Consider the following 19,403-nt stretch of genomic DNA (forward strand, 5'->3'; position numbering starts at 1 on the left):
TCCGCTTCATTGCTTCCGTGCAAAGCCGTTCGAACGCGATGTGACGGCACGCCACCGTGCCGCCGCGTCCCGTCGAACGCCGTTGGCCCGGTTACCCAGCGTGTTTCCGCCGTCTTCGGGGTGCGTCGCGGCTGAATCGTCGTCGATTCGCGTTTGCTGCAACGCACAGACGTAACCTTCGACGGCCAAAATAATGCTGACAACTCACGCCAATGCGATACCCAACTTCACGCCGTCGATATAGTGGGCCTTTTTTGGCGCCGGTACGATCCGCCGGTAAGGCAAATGCGCTGTAATAGTCGAAGGAATCGAGTCGTTGCGGCGTTCAGCAGGCTGTCCGTCATGCGCCAGCTATTATCTTTCCTATCTCGCGCGCGCTGGACGGAACAACCTTTTTACAATGGCTGTCACGGCGCTCGCTTCAATTCGCCGACGGGTATGTAGCCACTGACGTGGAGCCTCGATCCGCCGCAAACGTATCTGGATCGGGCTGCCGCCGAAACCTCGCATTCACATAAGGAAAATTGCGAATGGGAAAGCTCACTACCCATGTGCTCGACACCGCGAACGGCCGTCCCGGCGCGGGCATCAAGGTCGAACTCTTCGCGCTCTCAGGCGATACGCGCCGCGCGCTCAAAACCACTACCACCAATGACGACGGTCGTTGCGACCAGCCGCTGCTCGAAGGCGAGGCGCTAGTTGCGGGCGAATACGAACTCGTGTTCGGCGCCGGCGACTACTTCGCGTCGATCGGCACGAAGGTGCCGGAGCCGCGCTTCGTCGATCGCGTCGTGTTGCGCTTCGGCGTGGCCGATGCCAGCGCGCACTATCACGTGCCGCTGCTCGTGTCACCGTGGTCGTACAGCACGTATCGCGGCAGCTAGGAGACATCTGCCACGAGGTGCGGGAAAGGTGTTAGACAAAGCGAGGTCGAGTTCGCGCAGCATACCGGTCGCGCTCGATTGCATTGCGCAGATGCTCATGGAGACACATGCGAGCACCCGCGAAACGCAATCGAACGCATGCGGCTCGACCCGCTTCGCCCCATACGCGACCCAACCGACGAGCCAATAAAAAATGGCGCTGTGCGAACTGAGCGCATCGCGTCTTCACCCCGCAGTCTGCGCAGTGACGTGCCGCTCGTGCTGCCCTGCCAGCGACCCCTCAGCCGGGTTTTAGAAGGCACACAACGTCATTGCGTGTACAACGAATCAGAAGTGGAGGAGTTTCATGGAAGGCTTTATCACAGACTGGTTGAATCTGGCGATTCGCTGGTTCCACGTCATCGCCGCGATTGCATGGATCGGCGAATCGTTTTATTTCGTCGCGCTCGACAACAGCCTGAAACCGCCGATCGACCCGAACCAGCGCAAGCGCGGCGTGTTCGGCGAACTGTGGCACGTGCACGGCGGCGGCTTCTACAACATGCAGAAGTACACCGTCGCGCCGCCGGAAATGCCGGACGATCTGCACTGGTCGAAGTGGCCGTCGTACACCACGTGGCTGTCGGGCTTCGGTCTCTTCACCGTGCTGTATCTGTTCTCGCCGAGCACTTACCTGATCGACAAGAACGTGCTGGATATGGGCCCGGTGGTCGCGGTCGCGTCGGCGCTCGGCTTCCTCGCCGCCGGCTGGATCGTGTACGACTCGCTGTGCCGCATTCTCGGCAACAAGGACAAGGTGCTCGGTATCTGTGTCGGCGTGTACGTGCTGATCGCGGCGTGGCTCGCGTGCCATATCTTCGCGGGCCGCGCGGCTTACCTGATCATGGGCGCGATGCTGGCGACGATCATGTCGGCCAACGTGTTCTTCGTGATCATTCCGGGCCAGCGCAAGATGGTCGACGCGATGCTCAAGGGTGAAACGCCGAACCCGATCTACGGCAAGCGCGGCAAGCAACGCTCGGTGCACAACACGTATTTCACGCTGCCGGTGGTGTTCGCGATGCTGTCGAACCACTACGCGATGACCTACACGCATCCGTACAATTGGGCCGTGCTGCTGGTCATCATGCTGGCCGGCGCGCTGATCCGTCAGTTCTTCGTGATGCGTCACCGTGGCCAGGTGCTGTGGTATCTGCCGCTGGTTGGCATCGCGCTGATGTTCGTCGCCCTCTTCTGGACCATGCCGAAGCCGATCGTGCCGCAAGCGCAAGCGGCGAATGCGCCGACGGTCAAGGTAGCCGACATCGCACCGGTGCTGCAGCAGCGCTGCGTGGCTTGCCACTCCGCGCATCCGACGATGATGGGCAGCGCCCCGGCCGGCGTGCTGCTGGATACGCCGGATGAAATCTCGCAGAACGCGCAGCGGATCTATCAGCAAGCGGTGACGCTGAAGGCCATGCCGCTCGGCAACGTGACGCACATGACCGACGAGGAGCGGATGAAGATCGCCGCGTGGTTCGAAGGTGGAGCGGTGAAGTAGTGACCGGGCCGGGCGCGTTGCCCGGCGTGGCGATGGATGAAGCTACAAACGGCGGGCTTTTCGCGCGAGCGGGAAGCCCGCTTTTCTTTGGCCGCGTCGGTGTCGGCTCCTCAAAGGCGCGTTTTGGTATCTTGTAGCCTGCGGGCTACAGGATACCAAAAACTGGTCAGAATGTAGCCCTTGAGACACAAATCTTATCGGCTGTTTTGTACCTCATGGGCTACAATAACGAACTAATTAGTCAAAATTGCTGCCGTGGGACTACAAATGACCAATCTCGCCGATGTATCGGACATGCTGAAGGCCGTGCGCCGCGAAAGCAATCTGTCGCAAGAGGAACTGGCGCACCGGGCGGGCGTCGCGCGCACCACCGTCGCGCGTATGGAAACGCTCGCCAAAAACGACATGAGCGTGTCCGTGCTCGTGCGCCTCCTCGAAGCGGCAGGTTACGACCTCAAGTTCGTCGCGCATGGACACGGGCGCACGCTCGAAGACATCCTCGCTGAACAACGCAATCCGGACGCGAACTCATGAGGCTCGACGTTCAGGTACTGGGCAAGAACGTCGCCACGCTATTTCGCGAGCGCGACGACTACGTCCTCAAATACAACCGCGACGCGAGCGCGGCGGACTTCGTCAGTCTGGCCATGCCGGTGCGTGAAGAGGCCTGGCGCTGGCCGCGCGACCTGCATCCGTTTTTCCGGCAAAACCTGCCGGAGGGCTATCTGCTGAATCTGATCCGCGAGCAATTCGGGCCGTTGCTCGACGGCACCGACCTGTCGCTGCTCGCCGTAGTCGGCGCCATGGGGATCGGCCGCGTCACCGTGACACCCGAAGGCGTCGCGCCGGGCACGGAACTGCGAGCGCTCGACGTGCAGGACATTCTGCACGGCGACAACACGGCCGAACATTTCGCGCAACTCGTGCGCGAATATGCGCGCGCGGCCATCTCGGGCGCCGTGCCGAAGTTCATCGCGCCTCAAGACGCGACGTCCGGCACGTCTACGCCGATGCCGCTCGGCAAACCGACCATCCGGACGAGCCGCCACATCGTCAAAGGCTCGGACGACAACACGCCGTTTCTCGGCTTCAACGAGTTCTATTCCATGCGCGTGCTGGAACGGCTCGGCGTCGCGCCGGTCGCGCGCACGCAGATGTCGGACGATGGCCGGGCGCTGATCGTCGAGCGCTTCGACGTCGACGCACAAGGATTACCGGCCTACGGCGTCGAAGACATGTGCGGTCTATTGGGTTTGCCGCCACATGAAAAATACAACTCGACCAGCGAGAAAATGCTCAATGCCGCGCGAGCGTATCTGCTCGATCGCAACACCATGCGACAGCAACTGGAATATCTCGGCTGGCATTTGCTGACGAACTACGTCGTACGCAACGCGGACTGCCATACGAAGAATGTGGCGTTGTTCTATACGTCGGTCGACGATGTCGCGTTCACGCCCGTCTACGACATCGTCACGACGCAGGCGTACCCACGCTACGCGGCCAATCCGCCAGGCTTGCCGATCGACGGCCGCAAAACCTGGGCGGCCGGCAAAACGCTGGAGCGTTTTTTCAACACGCGCATGGGCATCGCGCCACGACAATACGCGCAGATGGTCGAGGCGCTGTGCGATTCGGCCGTCGCCGTCGGCCATGAGTTGATCGAAGCGGCGCGCAACGAGACGCAATGGCACACCGTCGCGAAGCACATGCTTCACGCGTGGGACGACGGCATGGCGTCCTTGCGTTCGCCGAAGAAGAGCCTGCAATTCAAAGGGCTCAAACCGGCTATCGAAGCCGCGGGTTTTTCCGCGCCTGAACCAGCGGAACGCGCGCGCGAGGTGATCGGGCATTCGCCACTTCTTGCCAAACGCAGCTAAACGCAGCTAAACGCGGAACGACAGCGTCGCGCTAACTTCGCGGTTCGCCGCCAAAACAAAAAACCCACAGCACTGATGCTGTGGGTTCTTTTTAAGTCAACCGGCTCGCTACGTCAAAGCGATAAAACTCAAACAGCCACCGCGCTCAACGCATCTTCCGTGAGCCACAACGACTCCGCGAGATCCTGCTCATTGAGGTTGAGGCCATCTCCGCCACGATCGACGACGATAAAGTCGCTCACGTCGCCCAACGCGATCAGCGGATGGTGCCATACGCCCTTCGCATAGTTCACGCCCTGCCAGCCGCTCGTCACGAACGCGCGAATCTTCGACGCATCCAGTTCGCCCGCCGGCGCCACGACCACCAGATACGGCTTGTCGTTCAGTGGCACGAACGCCTGACTGCCGAGCGGATGACGTTCGAGCATCTTCAGTTCGAACGGCAGCGTGCGCGGCTGCCCGCGAAACAGGTTCACGAGCGTGCGGCCATTCTCGTCGTCGACGTCCACTTTCGCGAGATCGTGATAGCGGATCGTCGTGCCGAGATTGATCGGAATCTGCTTCGCGCCTTCGAGTTCGATCACGTCGCCGAATGCGGCGAACGCTTCCTTCGTCAACGGTTCGATCGCGAGCGTTTTCATGATGCGAGCGTACCCCACAGACGCAGACGCGACACGCCGCCGTCCGGAATGATGTTAAAGCCCACGTGCGTCACCGGACCCAGCGCTGCGATTTCGCTTTCGAAATAGTGCTGGTTGTCCATCTTCAGCTTCTGTTCGCCGAGCAGCACCGGCCAGAACATGGCTTGCGTGATCAGCGAACTGTCCGTGCCGCCCGTCACGTACGCGGCCTGAATCGAGCAGCGGTCCGGATAATTGCCCTTGAAGTGCGCGGTATCGACTTCGATCTTCCTGATCACGCCCGGTTGCGCCAGCGCGATGATCGCCCAGTCGTTGCCCGGCTCGCGACGGCGGCGCGTTTCCCAGCCGTCGCCCATGTTCACGCCGCGGCCCGGCATCAGGATCGTCGACGCAGCGCCGAAATGCTGGTTGTTCGCCGCGACCAGATACGCGCCGTTTTCCATCGCGGCCAGATCGAACTGCTCGGTGCGGCTCGCGCCGGCCCAGTCGACTTGCGGTTGACCATACACACGCAGTCGCGCGATACCGCCGTCCGGATAGATGTTCACGCGCAGGTGCGTGTACGCATTCGCGTCGCTGACTTCGTGATAGTGGTGGCTATTGCCTTGCAACGTGGTCGACGGCACGATTTCGGTCCATTGCGTGGACTGGGTCGGCGCGCCATCCACCACGCGCGCGGCTTCTACCGACGCCGCCGGCGGGAAGTTGCCCGTGAAGTGGCTGGTGTCGAGATCGAGACCCTTGATCACGCCCGGACGCGCCAGCTTCACGACGCACCAGTCATAGCCGTTGGCGCGCTTGCGGCGCGTTTCCCAGCCGTCCATCCACTTGCCGTTGTCGTCGTACTTGCCTGGAATGAAGACGGCCGGCTCCGGATTCAGCATGCGTTCCTTCGGTGCGAAGAAATCGTCGCTGGCCTCGAGCGCCTGCGCGCCCAGGCGCGGGTCCGCCAGATTCACATAGCGGCGCGTGAATTCCGGTGCGTTGGGGTCGAGAATCGGGAGTGCCATCTTTGTCTTCCTTAGTGTTTGTCAGTGCTGAAAAAAACGTTTCGGCTCGAGTCCAGCGACCCGTGATAAGACCTTACGCGTCGATCAGGTCGTCGAGCCGGAAACGTGCGATGCGGTAGATCTGATCGAGGCTCGCGCGCAGTTCGTCGGCGCGGCTATTGCTCACGCGCGCCTCGAAGTTCGCGATGATGCCGTGGCGGTCATACCCGCGCACGGCCAGAATGAACGGAAAGCCGAACTTCTCGCGATACGCGGCGTTCAGCGCGAGCAGCTTGTCGAATTCTGCCTGCGTACACTGCGCGAGGCCGGCGCCGCTCTGCTCGCGCGTGGATTCGGCCGTCAGTTCGCCGCGCACGGCAGCCTTGCCGGCGAGTTCCGGGTGGGCATTGATCAACGCCAGTTGCTTCTCTTCACCGGCCGTTTCGACGATGTTCGACATCTTGCGATGCAACTCGTCAATGCTGGCGAAAGGCCGTTGCTGCGCGGCAATTTCCGCGACCCACGGCGAGTGCTCGAAAATGCCCGACAGCGCTGCCACGAACGCGTCGGTCGAGGTGCTGTTGAGTTGGTCCAGAGTGTATTGCATCGCCTTCATGCCGCAGCCCCGCGGTTGTTTTGTTGGTAAGGATGATGTTCGCGCCAGTGGCGCGCAATATCGACGCGTCGCGTCACCCACACGCGATCGTGCTGTTCGATATGGTCGAGAAAACGTTGCAGCGCGCGGAAGCGCCCAGGGCGCCCGAGCAGGCGGCAGTGCATGCCGATGGACAGCATCTTCGGCGCTTCATCGCCTTCTTCGTAGAGCACGTCGAATGCGTCGCGCAGGTACGTGAAGAAGTGGTCCGCCGTGTTGAAGCCTTGCGGGCTCGCAAAGCGCATGTCGTTGGTATCGAGCGTGTACGGTACGATCAGTTGCGGCACTTTCGCGCCGCCGGTGACGTCAACGTCCATCCAGAACGGCAGATCGTCGCCGTAGTAATCCGAGTCGTACAGAAAACCGCCGTATTCAGCGACGAGGCGCCGCGTGTTGGGACTGTCGCGGCCGGTGTACCAGCCGAGCGGACGCTCGCCCGTCACGCGCTCGATCGCTTCCATGCCGAGGCGCATGTGTTCCGCTTCTTTCTCCGGCGCCATGTCCTGATAGTGAATCCAGCGATAGCCGTGGCACGCAATCTCATGACCGAGTTCGACGAAGGCACGCGCCAGTTCCGGATGCCGTTCGACCGCCATGCCGACGCCGAACACCGTGAGCGGCAGCTTGCGCTTTTCGAATTCGCGCAGGATACGCCAGACGCCCGCGCGCGAGCCGTACTCGTAGATCGACTCCATGCTCATGTGGCGCGCCGGAAAAGACGCGGCGCCGACGATTTCCGACAGAAATTGCTCCGAGCCGGGATCGCCGTGCAACACGCAGTTTTCACCGCCCTCTTCGTAATTCAGGACGAATTGCACCGCGACACGCGCTCGACCCGGCCAGTTTGCCTGCACCGGGTGGCGGCCGTAGCCGATCAGATCGCGTGGGTAGTTCGGGTCGAGTGACATGGTTTGACGAATGCGTGGTGACGGTACGTAAAATTCGCGTGGAACTCACGTGGCATGCACGTGAGGTTGGCGTGAGTTTGCGTGCTGAGTGCAAATGGCTCACGCGGGCGTGGGTGGAAAAACACCAGAAGCCGTACCGAAAGCAGCAGAAAAAAACCTTTCAGGCAGCCCGCGCCGAGTTGGACCAGTGTAGCGAAAACACCCGGGTGCGCCCATACACCCGGGCAGATAGTGCGTGTCAGACTGAATGTATGTGCGGCCCCGATTCTGTAGTGTTTACCCGCAATAAATCGGCCGTTCCTGCGGTTTGCGGCGCATTTGCGGCTGAAATGACAGCAGAACTTCGCGGCGTGAGCGGATTCGGATCGGTGTCGGTCGGGCTGAAGGATGCCAGCGCGCCGTCGTAGCGCTTGGCCAGCGGCCGCGCATAGTCGCCGCGTTTGGCCGTTGAAAGACGCAGCGCGACCAGCGCCTCGGTCCACTTCACAGCGGCTGTCACGCCTTCGATCACCGGTGCGCCGAGCGCGTCTTCGATCTCCGCGCACAACTCGGCCATGCCCGCGCAGCCGAGCACGATCGCGTCCGAACCGTCTTCCGCGAGCGCGCGCCGGCATTCGTCGAGGATGATGCGACGCGCCGCCGAGCCTGGCTTGTCGAGGTCGAGCACGGCGACGTCGGTGGCGCGCACGTTGCGGCAAAACCGTTTCATGCCGTACCGCTCGGCGAGGTGCCACGCCATGCCGCACGTGCGCGCCAGCGTGGTCACCACCGAGAAGCCCGGCGCCAGCACGCTGGCCGCGTGCATCGCTGCTTCGGCAATGCCGATCACCGGGCCGCGCGCCAGCTCACGCGCGGCGTATAGACCGGGATCGCCGAAGCAGGCGATCACGTAGCCGTCGCAACCTTCGCGCTCGCCGGCGGCGACTTCGGCGAGCAGGCCCGGCGTCGCAAGCGCTTCGTCGTAATAGCCTTCAATCGACGGCGGCCCCATAGTCGGATTCACCGCGATGATTTCAGTGCCCGGCGCGGCGACTTCGCGCGCGCAGCGGCCCATCGCTTCCGTCATGCGTTGGGTCGTATTCGGGTTGATCAGTTTGATGCGCATATCGACTCCTGTTGCGTCTGCAAGCTTCAGCGTGCGAGAACGCGATAGAACACCGCGGCGAGGCCTGCGCCAATGAACCACGAGAAATTCGCCATGCCGTCGAGCGCGGGCACCATCACGCAGATTACCGCGATCACGGCAGCCGGCAGCAGCGCGGCAACAGCCCGGTAGTTGACGCCGTTGCGATACCAATACGAACCGGTGGGCGCGACCGTGTACAGATCGTCGAGGACGATCTTCTGACGCTTCACCAGATAGTAGTCAACGATCAGTACGCCATACAAAGGTCCGATGAAACTGCCGAGGACGTCGAGCGTGTAGTGGATCACGGCCGGGTTGTTGAACAGATTCCACGGCGTGATGAAGATCGACGCGACCGCTGCGAGCATACCGCCCATGCGCCAGCTAATCAGGCGCGGCGCCACGTTGGAAAAGTCGAAAGCCGGCGAGACGAAGTTGGCGACGATGTTGATGCCGATAGTCGCGATCGTGAAGGTCAGCGCGCCGAGAATCACCGCGGTCGGATAGTCGATACGGCCCACGGTTTCGACCGGGTCCGTGATCAGTTCGCCGAACACCGGCAGCGTGGCCGCGGTCGTGATCACCGTCACCAGCGAGAAGGCCAGGAAGTTGACCGGCAGCCCCCAGAAGTTGCCGCGCTGCACGCTGCGAAAGCTCTTGCCGTAGCGCGAGAAGTCACCAAAATTCAGCATCGGTCCGGAGAAATACGACACCACCAGCGAGATCGCCGTGATCATCACCGGCACGACCTGCATGCCGTGATATTTGACGCCGCCCAGGTTGATGCCGATGTTGCGCCATCCCGCGCGATACACCATGTAGCCCGCGAGAATGAACATCACCACGTAGACCGCGGGACCGGCGAAGTCGATGAACTTCTTGATGGTCTCCATGCCGTGCCAGAACACCAGTGCCTGCAACACCCACAGCAGCATGAATCCGGTCCAGCCGAGCGTCGAGAGTCCCATGAAGCCATGATGATGAACATCGGCGTAAGGCAGCAACTGCGGAACGAACTTCAACACGACGATCACCAGCGCGCTCGAGGCCAGATAGGTCTGAATGCCGTACCACGCGACCGCGATCAGGCCGCGAATCACCGCGGGAATATTCGCGCCGAGCACGCCGAAGGTCGCGCGGCACGCCACCGGATACGGCACGCCGTTCGCCTGGCTCGGCTTCGCGATCAGGTTGCACAGCATGTTGACGATGGTGATGCCGACCAGCAGCGCGATCAGCACTTGCCAGCTCGTCAGGCCGAGCGCGAACAGACTGCCCGCGAACACGTAGCCGCCGACGCTGTGCACGTCCGACATCCAGAACGCAAAGATGTTGTAAGCGCCCCAGGTTTGATGACGCAACGGCGCGAGATCCTCGTTATAGAGGCGGTCGCTGTAGCCTGCGGGCATCGACGGTTCGCTGGGCGCGCCGTCATCTGCATAAGTGGGAATTGCGGGATTGCCGGGCGCTGCACTGAACTGAGCCATGATTCCTCCTTGGAATAGGGACCGTCGATAGCGAATCGAAGGACGTTGCATCGGCCATGCCAGTCGCGCCCGCCTCGTCCGTGTGAGACGAAGGGTCTTGGCGCGTCCGTCCGGCCGTGCCGCGGATGTCTCCGTACTTGAAGTACTGTGTTTATCGCACCGCCAGCAGCCGCGACTTCCCGGCGATGCGTTACTACTCGAAGCCCGTCGCCCGGCGGCGGACACGCGTGCACAAGCCGGCAGCGCTCACGCCGAGCCGCCTTGCAACGCTTGATTGGTTCAGTTCAATTCAGTGCGGCGCGCACCGGTAACGGGCGCGCGCCGGCCGCTTGCCTCAGCCTTGCGCGGACTTTGTCTTCGATGAATCTCTGGCTGCACCGTTGAGTGCGCCGAACACTTCGTGCAGATCGGCCGCGCCACGTGCGGGGCGGTCCAGCATCTTCAACTCGACGCTTTGCAGATGGCGCGACATCAAGGCCGCCGCCTCTTTTGCATCGCCGGCGTCTAGCGCGGCGAGAATGGCTTCGTGGTCCTCGAACGAGCATGGGCTGCGTCCGAGCGACTCGTACAGCGCGGAAATCAGCGTGGAGCGCGCCACCAGACCGTTCAGGCAGTCGCACAACACGGCGTTGCCGGTGAGTCCCGCCAACTCGGTGTGAAACTCGCCCGACAGGCGAATCCACGCCGGAAAATCACGTGTCTCGAACGCTTTGCGTTCCCGGCCGATCATGCTGCCGATGCTCTTCAAACGCCGCATGCCGTGACCGGTGCAAATCTTTTCGACCACTGCCAACTCGATGATGCGACGCATCTCGAACACTTCGTGCACTTCCTGCAGCGACGGGCTTGCTACGAACGCTCCGCGATTCGGTTCGAGGTCGACGAGGTGATCAGTCGCCAACTGCGCCAGCGCCTGCCGGATCGGGCCGCGCTTCACACCGAATACTTCGCACAAACGCGCTTCTGTCAGCTTTGAGCCCGGCGCGAGCCGATGCTCGAGGATCGCGGCGCGGATGCGCTCGGCAATCACTTCGGGTTTCGAACTATTAGCGGCTGCGGACTCTGTGTCGGACATGATGTTCGTCTCGGTATGTAGGTCATCATAGGATGGACATAAAGATTGTCAACAATTTTTGCTTAGAATTTCGACAATCTTCGCGGTGACGGCGGGCTGGCGGGCTGCCGGCTCGGCTTGAGTGCCTAGTGCCGCCTCAGTACGAGGTTAATTAGGTGAGGCTGGGGTCGTCTATTGGTGGCGGATTTTGTCAACAAAATCGAAGGACCTGCACGAGTCGTTCTGTGGGAGGTGGTCGATTAAATTGACCGTTAGTTGCGTTAATGGTCTTAAAAGAAAGCGGGCAAACGCCCGCTTCCCTCCTCCGCCGGTTCAGGCGAGGTACGGATAGCCCGACAAACTCAGTTTGAACCCGTGTGCGTCGGCGACGAGATGCGCGTCCGCGCCCACCGGCAGCGTCAGCATGTTGCGGACATGCCCGAATTGGAGGCCGGTGACGACCGGAATACCGATCACCGACCTCACCTGCTCGATCATGGCGTGCAGGTCGTAACCATTGTCGTAGTCGTAGGGTTTGGCGCCGGAGAAATCGCCCAGCACGAGCGCCTGTTGCTGCGCGAGGATGCCGGCCAGGTGCAACTGATAGATCATCCGCTCGACCCGGAACGGTTGTTCGTTGACGTCCTCGACAAACAGGATGCCGCCCTGCACCGGCGGCATATACGGCGTGCCGATCAGCGATGCCAGCACCGCCAGATTGCCGCCCCACAACATGCCCGAGACGTCGACCGGCTGCGCTTGCGGCGTGTTGCTCGAGACCGTCATGGTCGGCTTCGTCAACGCCGACCAGAAGTGCTGCATGGTGAATTCGCTCAGTTCGTCCGCGCCGAAGTCGCTCATCACCATCGGGCCGCCGAAGGTCTTCACACCGGCGCGCGCCAGCAGCGCAAGCTGGATCGCGGTGAAATCGCTGTGTCCCACCAGCGCGATCGGCTGATCGGTCAGCCGCCGCTGCAGCCCGTCGTAGTCGAGCCCGTGCAGGATGCGCACCGCGCCGTAGCCGCCGCGCACGGCCAGCACGATGTCCGGCAACTTGCGCGACGGGTCGGCGAGCCGGTTCAGATCGGCCGCGCGCTCGCCATCGGTGCCGGCAAAGCGCTGATAGCGACGCCGCGCCGCCTCCACGCCCTCGACGTGATGCCCTTGCGTATGGAAGCGCTGCAACGCGCGATGCAGCACCTCGGGATCATGCGGATACCCGGACGGCGCGATCAGTTCGATGGTGCGATGGACGGCCATTGGCAAGACCTTGTTGGACGTTGTTGTTTTAGAGCGACTCAGCCGGACCCGGTTCGTTGTCCGGTTCGCTGCCTGCGTCGGCGCGTGCCGCCGCGCGTGCTGCGCGGCTCGCGCGCCGCCGCTCGGCAAAAAACGACTTGAGCGCGGCGCCACATTCATTTTCGAGCACGCCGCCGACCACCGTGGTGTGATGATTCAACTGCGGATTCGCGAAGGCATCGACGACACTGCCGCACGCGCCGGTTTTCGGATCGCGTGCCCCGAACACGACACGGGCGATGCGCGCGTGCATGATCGCGCCCGCGCACATCAGGCACGGCTCGAGGGTTACGTAGAGTTCGCAGCCCGGCAGACGGTAGTTCTCGACGGCCTGCGCCGCGGCGCGCAACGCGGCCATTTCCGCATGTGCCGACGGGTCGTGCCCGCCGATCGGGTGATTGAAACCCGTGGCGATGACTTCGTCGCCGCGCACGAGGACTGCGCCGACGGGCACTTCGCCGGCAGCGCGCGCCTCTTCGGCGGCGGCTTGCGCCAGCGCCATGAAGCGACGATCGCGCTCCGGGACTTCGGGAACAGCGGGAAATATGAACGGCTCGCCAGGCGTGGGATCTGAACTCGCCGAGGCGGCGGCAGCGCCCGGCTCGGCCGTAGTCAATTCAGCGACACCGCTGATCGAGGCCTGAGAACCCTGCGTACTCAGCACATCGCGAGACTCAACAGAATCCGAATCCGGCAAGGCGGCGTGGGCAAGCGGCTCGCTCACTGCGAACCCGCGTCTGCCGTATTGAGGTTGCCGGCGCGCTCGGACAGCCGCTCGGCAATGCGCCGGCAGTACTCGCGCGGCAGAACCAGCGGCCCGCCACGCAATGATTCAAGTGCCATATCCAGCGCCAGCATGCGCGCCTGGAGACGGCAACGGGTAGCCTGGTCGCTCACGGCATTCAACTCCGCTTGCAGGTCGCGCAACGCGCGCAACTGCTCGACAGCGGGCGGCACGAAGCCCGCATTCTTCAAAATCCGGTTGGCGACGCGCACTTCTTCGGGAACCAGAGCATCGTCGTCCAGCGACAGCGGCGCGCCCGCGCCAGGTAACTCGTCGAATTCGCCTCGCGCGGCGGCGGCGGCAATACGCTGTTCGACTAACGCATCAAGCAATTTCATCTGCAATCCACTACGTTGCGGCCCAAGCATTCTATCAGGGAGCGCACGATCGTTCCGCTTCTCGAACCGACGAAACCTCCTACGTTTTCAGATTCTGCGTATTTGAGGGACATAGGGTCGTGCGCTAGCCTCAGCGATTCGCGGCCGCGCCGCATGCCGCCCCTTTTTCTCCGCACAAACCTGACAGAAGACTTGCGACGAACGACGCCGTTCGCGCCTTTGCTCTCCGCTCCCCTAAGCCATTGACGTTATGAAATCCCGAATGACCAACTCAAGCCTTACCTGCGCCACCATCGGTTTCGACGCCGGCATCAGCCCGCATGCCGCTCCCGATCTCGCACACCTCGGCGAACGCATTCTCAAACCGAGATTGCGCGCAACGCTGGCCGCCGTGGCGATGTCGCTCGCGCTATCCGGTTGTGGCGTGTTCTGCGGCGGCGCGGGCGGCAGCGGTGGCGGCTTCGCCGGCGGTTGCGCGACGGGCGTGCGGTTCTAGCCCGGCGCGTTCGACACGCCGCCGTCACCTTGGGCGACGCGCGCTATGACTCGGCGCCCGCCAAAGTCCATCGAGCCAACGCGACATGCCGCGTACGCCCGAGCAAACTGTGCATCAACGCAAACTCACGCACGTTCCAGCATATCGGGTCAACGGGACGCGCCGCGGCCCATGGCATACCGTACGCCAGTGTGACATGCGGTATGTAGCGCGCCGCCGATGAGACGGCGTGGTCCCCCAAACCAGCGTCCTGCAATGCATGGCCCAAAGCGCCGTGCAGCATGTGCAGGCCAGCGACGCCCTTGCCTCCGCCCAGCACCAGCGGTCCCGGTCGCGGCTTCGACGCAAAGCTGACCGCCGTGTCGAATTCGACGCTGAACGGCTCCATTTTGATCGAGGCGGCCGCCTGCATCGCCGCGTCGACTCGCTCCTGCGGCAAACCGCCCGCGAAATTTCCCAGATGATGCAAGGTGACATGCAGACGGCCCGCCGCAAGCGGCTTACTCCGCGCGCGCGTCTCCCCGCAAAGCTGTTGCGCGAGCTTCGCGATGCTGGCCGCTGTCGTGGCATCGGGAAACACGGCGAAGAACAGACCGTCTGTGGGCGTTGGCGGCGCCTCGAGCCCAGGCAGCCAGAGTTGTTCAGGCATGGCGTTCCTGACCGGATAAAGCCGGCATGTAGATGAATCTCCGTTCATTGTGCGGGCTCACCCGCGTACTTGATCTATTCAGACCGCTCGCCGGTGCGAGGTTCCGCGATCGTCTTGTTATTAATCCCATCGCGCCGCTGGAGCTGCAAGCAAGCGCAACGCCGTTCGGCATACACCCGATTCCCGTTGTATTGCTTCAGCTCGCCCCGTTTGTTCACCGGGCGCGCCCCCGTGGAACAACGCCCGCTTCTCATTAAAAACCGCTTGCAGTCACGACCCGCCCACGTACAATACTGTACATCCATACAGTATTGGCGGCAACGTGGAACTGCTCAAAAAGCTGGAAGTATTGGCCGACGCGGCGAAGTACGACGCGTCATGCGCAAGCAGCGGCGCACCCAAGCGCGGCTCTCGCGGCATTGCCGGTCTGGGCGCCAGCACCGGCGCGGGCATTTGCCACAGTTTCACGCCGGACGGGCGCTGCGTCTCGCTGCTGAAAATTCTGCTCACCAATTTCTGTTTGTACGACTGTCAGTACTGCGTCAACCGGCGCTCGAGCAACGTGCCGCGCGCACGCTTCACGCCCGAGGAGGTCGTCGAACTGACGCTGGATTTCTATCGGCGCAATTACATCGACGGACTGTTTCTGAGTTCCGGAATCATTCGGTCATCGAACTACACGATGGAACAGCTCGTGCGCGTCGCCCAGTCTTTGCGTGAAGATCATCAGTTTCGCGGCTATCTTCATCTGAAGACGATTCCCGACGCCGATCCGCAATTGATTGCGCAAGCCGGGCGCTATGCCGACCGCTTGAGCGTGAACATCGAACTGCCCACCGACGGCAGCCTCGCGCGGCTCGCGCCGGAAAAGAACGTCCGCACCATCAAACTCGCCATGGGTTCGATCCGTCTTGCGCAGGAAGAGGCGCATAGCGACGCCAGAGCGCCGAAGTTCACGCCAGCGGGTCAAAGCACGCAGATGATCGTCGGCGCGGATCAGACGAACGACAGCACGATCTTGCAAACCGCCGCGACGCTCTACGGAGCGTACAAGCTCAAGCGCGTGTACTACTCCGCCTTCAGCCCGATTCCCGATAGCCCTTCCGCATTGCCCGCTCAGGCACCGCCGTTGTTACGCGAACATCGCCTGTATCAGGCCGATTTCCTGATGCGCGGCTACGGCTTCAGTGCAGGTGAGCTGTTCGAACAACCCGGCAACCTCTCGCTCGATATCGATCCGAAGCTCGCGTGGGCGTTGGCGCATCGCGAGCAGTTTCCGGTCGACCTGAACCGCGCGCCGCTGCACATGATCGCGCGCGTGCCGGGCATCGGCATGCGCAACGCGAAACGCCTGATCGAGTTACGGCGTTCGCGCCGTGTGCGCTACGAGGACCTCGTGCGGCTGCGTTGTCCGCTGGAGAAGATCAAGCCGTTTGTCGTGACGCAGGACTATCGCGCGGCGCTGCATGACGCGTCGTCGGCGCGATTGCGCCGGGTGTTGGCGCCGCCGGTGCAACTGGCGTTGTTGTGACGCGTCGCGATGCGTTCCATCGTTATCGAAGATCATTTCGTCGCGTGGCGCGCCGCGTCGCTTGGCGCTTTGGGCGAAGGCCTCGCGCCGGAGACGATCGAATGGCGCGTCAAGCAGGAACCTGAGTCGTCGCAAGAGCAGGCGCTGTTCGACTATGGCGCGACATCCCAAGCAGCGGAGCCCCGACTCTCTGCCGTGCATGTTTCAAAGGAACTGGCAGCGCTATTGCAAGACGCCGCGCTGTATCGCGAATCACAGCGCTGGGCGTTTTTATACAAGGTGCTGTGGCGTTGGCAGCACGGCGACCGCTCGGTCGCCTCGCCGGCAGACGCGGATGGAGCACAACTCCATCGCATGGCGAAAAGCGTGCGGCGTGCCAAGCACGACATGATCGCGTACGTGCGGTTTCGCAAGCAGACGTCAGCGTCGGCGTCAGCGGTGCAGACACCCGAATACATCGCCTGGTACGAGCCCGAGCACGATGTCCTCGCGTGGGCCGCGGAACATTTTGCGCAACGCATGGGACGCTCGACCTGGATGATCACGACGCCGCGCGGCGCGGCCTTCTGGGACGGTCAGCAACTGCATCTGGAGCAACGCCGCGCCCTGCCCGGCGACCATCGTCGCGATACCGCGGACGAAGCCGAGGCGTTATGGCTCGCCTATTACCGCAGCACGTTCAATCCGGCGCGCCTGAACGAAGCGGCGCTCGAGCAGCACATGCCGGTACGCTTCTGGAAAGGCTTGCCGGAGGGCCATCTGATCCCCGCCATGATCAGTGAAGCGAAAAGCGGCGCGCGCCGCGTGGCGCAGGCGAGCGGCGTCGGCGCGCTGGCCGGCAAAACCATTCCGATCGAAGCGGACATGGCGCAGCCGGTCCGCGATCAACCTTCGTCGCTCGATGCATGCCGACGTTGCGACCTGTGGCGTAATGCGACGCAAGCTGTCGGCAGTTCGGGGCCGAGCGGCGCGCGCATCATGCTGATCGGCGAGCAGCCCGGCGATCAGGAAGATCTGAGTGGTCAACCGTTCGTCGGGCCGGCGGGGCAATTGCTGACGATAGCGATCACGCGCGCCGGGCTATCGCGCGACCAGATTTATCTGACCAACGCGGTGAAGCATTTCAAATGGGAACCCCGCGGCAAACGCAGGTTGCACAAAACGCCGGGACAGCGCGAGATCGAAGCGTGTTCTTACTGGCTCGAACGTGAGTTGCGCACGGTGCGCCCGGCGGTGATCGTCGCGCTTGGCGCTACGGCGCTCACCGCCCTGTTGCGTGGCAAGGTCAGCCTGAGAGACCATCTTGACGCGCCGTTCAAAGTGGAAGGCGGCTGGGGCATCGCCACCTATCATCCGTCGTTCGCGTTACGGCAGCAGAACGACGCGGACCGCGACAAAGTATTGGCCGACATCAGCAAGGCGCTCATCCGGGCGCGTGAGTTGGCCGAATCCGCCACGCCGGCTGGCACTAAAGAGCAGTAAACAAAAAATGACGCCGCGGCGCCCTCTTTCGTGCTGTTGGACCACTGAATTTATTCCTGCTGGAACGTCATCGAGCAAAGAATCCTCGACGGTGGCGACAACCTCTGAGAATCTTCTCGCAGCATCACGATTCCCCGGCATCATCCTGCCGCACCAGCGCGACGACATTCTCGATTCCCTGCCGCGCCATCTTGGTGTAAGGGCAAAAGCGTTCGGTGTTGCGAACCAGTTCTTCGGCGACAACACGCCCGACACCTGGCAATCGAACACGGGTCTGCGCGCTCAGAATGAACAGCCCGTCCATCGGGTCGCGGCCAAAATCGACGGTGACTTGCACCGAGGCATCGGGAATCGGAATGCTCGCCTGTGCCGCAAGCAGACTCAGCGCGCCATGAAAGCAGGCCGCGTAACCCGCCGCGAACAACTGCTCGGGATTGGTGCCGCCGCCGGGCCCGCCCAGCGCCTTCGGCAATCGCAAATGGACTACGAGATTGCCGTCGTCAGAACGGGCGATGCCCGACGCGCGCCCGTGCCCCGCGTCCCCGCCTGTTACGGTGACGGTGGTCGAATACAGCGTTTGGAGGTCGCGCCCGTGATACTTGTCGAGCAGCGTCAGCGGCGGTGGACGCAACGTGGTCATGGCGCGTCTCCTAAGCTCGTGGCTTATTTCGCGGCTTGCGTCTGGGCGAACCACGCCTCGAAGGTCATCGTACCGAGACGCGGGTTTGCGCCCGGGACGAGCGTGTCGTCCTGCAACCTTGCGCCGAAATAACGGGCCTGTGGGTCTTCGACGACCTTGCGCGAATCGTGCGTCGCCACAAGGAAACGCTGCACCATGTCGGCGAGCCGCACGCGTTCCGGGCCCGCGATCTCCGCGATGCCGTTGCGCGGTTCGCCCGCCGCAAAGTCCGCGACGGCTGCCGCCACATCATCCGATGCGATCGGCTGGAAGAATGCCGGAGACAGCCTGATGGTCTGGCCGTCGCTACCCGATTGCGCGATGCCGCCAAGAAACTCGAAGAACTGGGTCGAATGGACAATCGTGTACGGCACGCCCGATTCGCGGATCAGCTTTTCCTGAGCGATCTTGCCGCGGAAATAGCCGCTTTCCGCAAGCCTGTCGGTGCCGACGACAGAAAGCGCGACGTGATGCTGTACGCCGGCGGCAATCTCCGCCGCAAACAGATTGCGTCCGGCCGTCTCGAAGAACTCGAGCACGGCGGCATCTTCGAACGACGGGGAATTGGCCAGATCGACCACGACATTCGCGCCCGCCAACACCTCCTTCAGGCCTTCGCCAGTGATGGTGTTCACGCCCGATGCGGGCGACGCGGCAACGACCGCATGACCGCGCGCGCGCAGATTCTTGACGACTTTGCTACCGATGAGTCCCGTGCCACCAATCACGACGATCTTCATGATGTCTCTCCATGAGCTTGTGCGCGGCTCTCGCGCCGCCGCCAATTGTTCGACTCCGGCTTTGCATCGCAGTGCGGAAGGTGCGGATGGGTTTGCCGGTGCTGTGCCGGACGGGCCGCGATTCGCGTGCCGTCCGTACAGAAAGCATGGTAGGCATGCACTGCGTCATGCGGTAGGGCCGCAGCGGGACGCACCGTGTTGCATGACGAGCATCAATCAACACAAGGTCGTTCGGATGCCG

Annotated in this window: 20 protein-coding genes; 7 read left to right on the forward strand and 13 right to left on the reverse strand. The window is 62.7% G+C overall.

Annotation, left to right across the window (positions count from 1 at the left end):
* Positions 1 to 530 precede the first annotated feature (530 nt).
* The 4 genes from uraH to P0D73_RS07585 all read left to right on the forward strand — a co-directional run bounded on the left by uraH (position 531) and on the right by P0D73_RS07585 (position 4,304).
* Positions 531 to 884, forward strand: coding sequence for a hydroxyisourate hydrolase (gene uraH / locus P0D73_RS07570; RefSeq protein WP_132374179.1), 354 nt, complete (start codon positions 531 to 533; stop codon positions 882 to 884).
* 346 nt (positions 885 to 1,230) lie between these two features.
* Positions 1,231 to 2,424: a urate hydroxylase PuuD gene (locus tag P0D73_RS07575; protein ID WP_408176135.1), complete on the forward strand. Its 1,194-nt coding sequence runs from the start codon at positions 1,231 to 1,233 to the stop codon at positions 2,422 to 2,424.
* A gap of 267 nt (positions 2,425 to 2,691) precedes the next feature.
* The gene (locus P0D73_RS07580; protein WP_011488637.1) at positions 2,692 to 2,958 is read left to right on the forward strand and encodes a helix-turn-helix domain-containing protein; all 267 of its coding nucleotides are present in this window, start codon (positions 2,692 to 2,694) and stop codon (positions 2,956 to 2,958) included.
* Positions 2,955 to 4,304, forward strand: coding sequence for a type II toxin-antitoxin system HipA family toxin (locus P0D73_RS07585; RefSeq protein ID WP_408430647.1), 1,350 nt, complete (start codon positions 2,955 to 2,957; stop codon positions 4,302 to 4,304). Before P0D73_RS07580 ends, P0D73_RS07585 begins: the two co-directional genes overlap by 4 nt.
* A gap of 128 nt (positions 4,305 to 4,432) precedes the next feature.
* Here P0D73_RS07585 and P0D73_RS07590 read toward each other — a convergent pair whose 3' ends face one another.
* The 10 genes from P0D73_RS07590 to P0D73_RS07635 all read right to left on the reverse strand — a co-directional run bounded on the left by P0D73_RS07590 (position 4,433) and on the right by P0D73_RS07635 (position 13,585).
* Entirely contained in the window at positions 4,433 to 4,945 is a 513-nt protein-coding gene (locus P0D73_RS07590) for an ureidoglycolate lyase (protein ID WP_408176132.1), read from the reverse strand.
* Positions 4,942 to 5,955 (reverse strand): allantoicase, encoded by a 1,014-nt coding sequence (gene alc / locus P0D73_RS07595; RefSeq protein ID WP_408430650.1) that lies wholly within the window; start codon positions 5,953 to 5,955, stop codon positions 4,942 to 4,944. Before alc ends, P0D73_RS07590 begins: the two co-directional genes overlap by 4 nt.
* Before the next feature lie 73 nt (positions 5,956 to 6,028).
* Positions 6,029 to 6,550 (reverse strand): 2-oxo-4-hydroxy-4-carboxy-5-ureidoimidazoline decarboxylase, encoded by a 522-nt coding sequence (gene uraD, locus P0D73_RS07600; protein WP_408430653.1) that lies wholly within the window; start codon positions 6,548 to 6,550, stop codon positions 6,029 to 6,031.
* Entirely contained in the window at positions 6,547 to 7,497 is a 951-nt protein-coding gene (gene puuE / locus P0D73_RS07605) for an allantoinase PuuE (RefSeq protein ID WP_408310801.1), read from the reverse strand. Before puuE ends, uraD begins: the two co-directional genes overlap by 4 nt.
* A 238-nt stretch (positions 7,498 to 7,735) precedes the next feature.
* Positions 7,736 to 8,602: an aspartate/glutamate racemase family protein gene (locus P0D73_RS07610; protein WP_132374172.1), complete on the reverse strand. Its 867-nt coding sequence runs from the start codon at positions 8,600 to 8,602 to the stop codon at positions 7,736 to 7,738.
* 26 nt (positions 8,603 to 8,628) lie between these two features.
* A complete protein-coding gene (locus P0D73_RS07615; RefSeq protein WP_408250989.1) occupies positions 8,629 to 10,110 on the reverse strand; it encodes an NCS1 family nucleobase:cation symporter-1 in 1,482 nt (493 codons plus the stop codon).
* A gap of 334 nt (positions 10,111 to 10,444) precedes the next feature.
* Positions 10,445 to 11,185 (reverse strand): GntR family transcriptional regulator, encoded by a 741-nt coding sequence (locus tag P0D73_RS07620; RefSeq protein ID WP_408430658.1) that lies wholly within the window; start codon positions 11,183 to 11,185, stop codon positions 10,445 to 10,447.
* Between the two features lie 312 nt (positions 11,186 to 11,497).
* Positions 11,498 to 12,424, reverse strand: a complete 927-nt coding sequence (gene ldcA / locus P0D73_RS07625; RefSeq protein WP_408310793.1) for a muramoyltetrapeptide carboxypeptidase — start codon at positions 12,422 to 12,424, stop codon at positions 11,498 to 11,500.
* A gap of 28 nt (positions 12,425 to 12,452) precedes the next feature.
* Positions 12,453 to 13,010, reverse strand: a complete 558-nt coding sequence (tadA, locus tag P0D73_RS07630; RefSeq protein ID WP_408176192.1) for a tRNA adenosine(34) deaminase TadA — start codon at positions 13,008 to 13,010, stop codon at positions 12,453 to 12,455.
* Positions 13,011 to 13,183: 173 nt separating this feature from the next.
* The gene (locus P0D73_RS07635) at positions 13,184 to 13,585 is read right to left on the reverse strand and encodes a DnaJ family domain-containing protein (protein WP_132374168.1); all 402 of its coding nucleotides are present in this window, start codon (positions 13,583 to 13,585) and stop codon (positions 13,184 to 13,186) included.
* Between the two features lie 262 nt (positions 13,586 to 13,847).
* Here P0D73_RS07635 and P0D73_RS07640 point away from each other — a divergent pair, with 262 nt between their 5' ends.
* Positions 13,848 to 14,081, forward strand: coding sequence for a hypothetical protein (locus P0D73_RS07640; protein WP_408430660.1), 234 nt, complete (start codon positions 13,848 to 13,850; stop codon positions 14,079 to 14,081).
* Positions 14,082 to 14,124: 43 nt separating this feature from the next.
* Here P0D73_RS07640 and P0D73_RS07645 read toward each other — a convergent pair whose 3' ends face one another.
* Positions 14,125 to 14,730, reverse strand: coding sequence for a 2'-5' RNA ligase family protein (locus P0D73_RS07645; RefSeq protein ID WP_408430663.1), 606 nt, complete (start codon positions 14,728 to 14,730; stop codon positions 14,125 to 14,127).
* A 322-nt stretch (positions 14,731 to 15,052) separates the two neighbouring features.
* Between P0D73_RS07645 and P0D73_RS07650 the strand changes: the two genes are divergently transcribed.
* Both P0D73_RS07650 and P0D73_RS07655 read left to right on the forward strand, forming a co-directional pair.
* Positions 15,053 to 16,261 (forward strand): putative DNA modification/repair radical SAM protein, encoded by a 1,209-nt coding sequence (locus P0D73_RS07650; protein WP_408430665.1) that lies wholly within the window; start codon positions 15,053 to 15,055, stop codon positions 16,259 to 16,261.
* Positions 16,262 to 16,270: 9 nt separating this feature from the next.
* Positions 16,271 to 17,743 (forward strand): UdgX family uracil-DNA binding protein, encoded by a 1,473-nt coding sequence (locus P0D73_RS07655; protein WP_408430667.1) that lies wholly within the window; start codon positions 16,271 to 16,273, stop codon positions 17,741 to 17,743.
* Positions 17,744 to 17,867: 124 nt separating this feature from the next.
* On the opposite strand, the gene P0D73_RS07660 is transcribed toward P0D73_RS07655, so the two are convergent.
* Positions 17,868 to 18,383 (reverse strand): Ohr family peroxiredoxin, encoded by a 516-nt coding sequence (locus P0D73_RS07660; RefSeq protein WP_408176120.1) that lies wholly within the window; start codon positions 18,381 to 18,383, stop codon positions 17,868 to 17,870.
* 23 nt (positions 18,384 to 18,406) lie between these two features.
* Entirely contained in the window at positions 18,407 to 19,162 is a 756-nt protein-coding gene (locus P0D73_RS07665; RefSeq protein ID WP_408176118.1) for an SDR family oxidoreductase, read from the reverse strand.
* Between the last annotated feature and the right edge of the window lie 241 nt (positions 19,163 to 19,403).

The sequence above is a fragment of the Paraburkholderia sp. RL18-101-BIB-B genome, from assembly GCF_046026985.1.
Classification (GTDB): domain Bacteria; phylum Pseudomonadota; class Gammaproteobacteria; order Burkholderiales; family Burkholderiaceae; genus Paraburkholderia.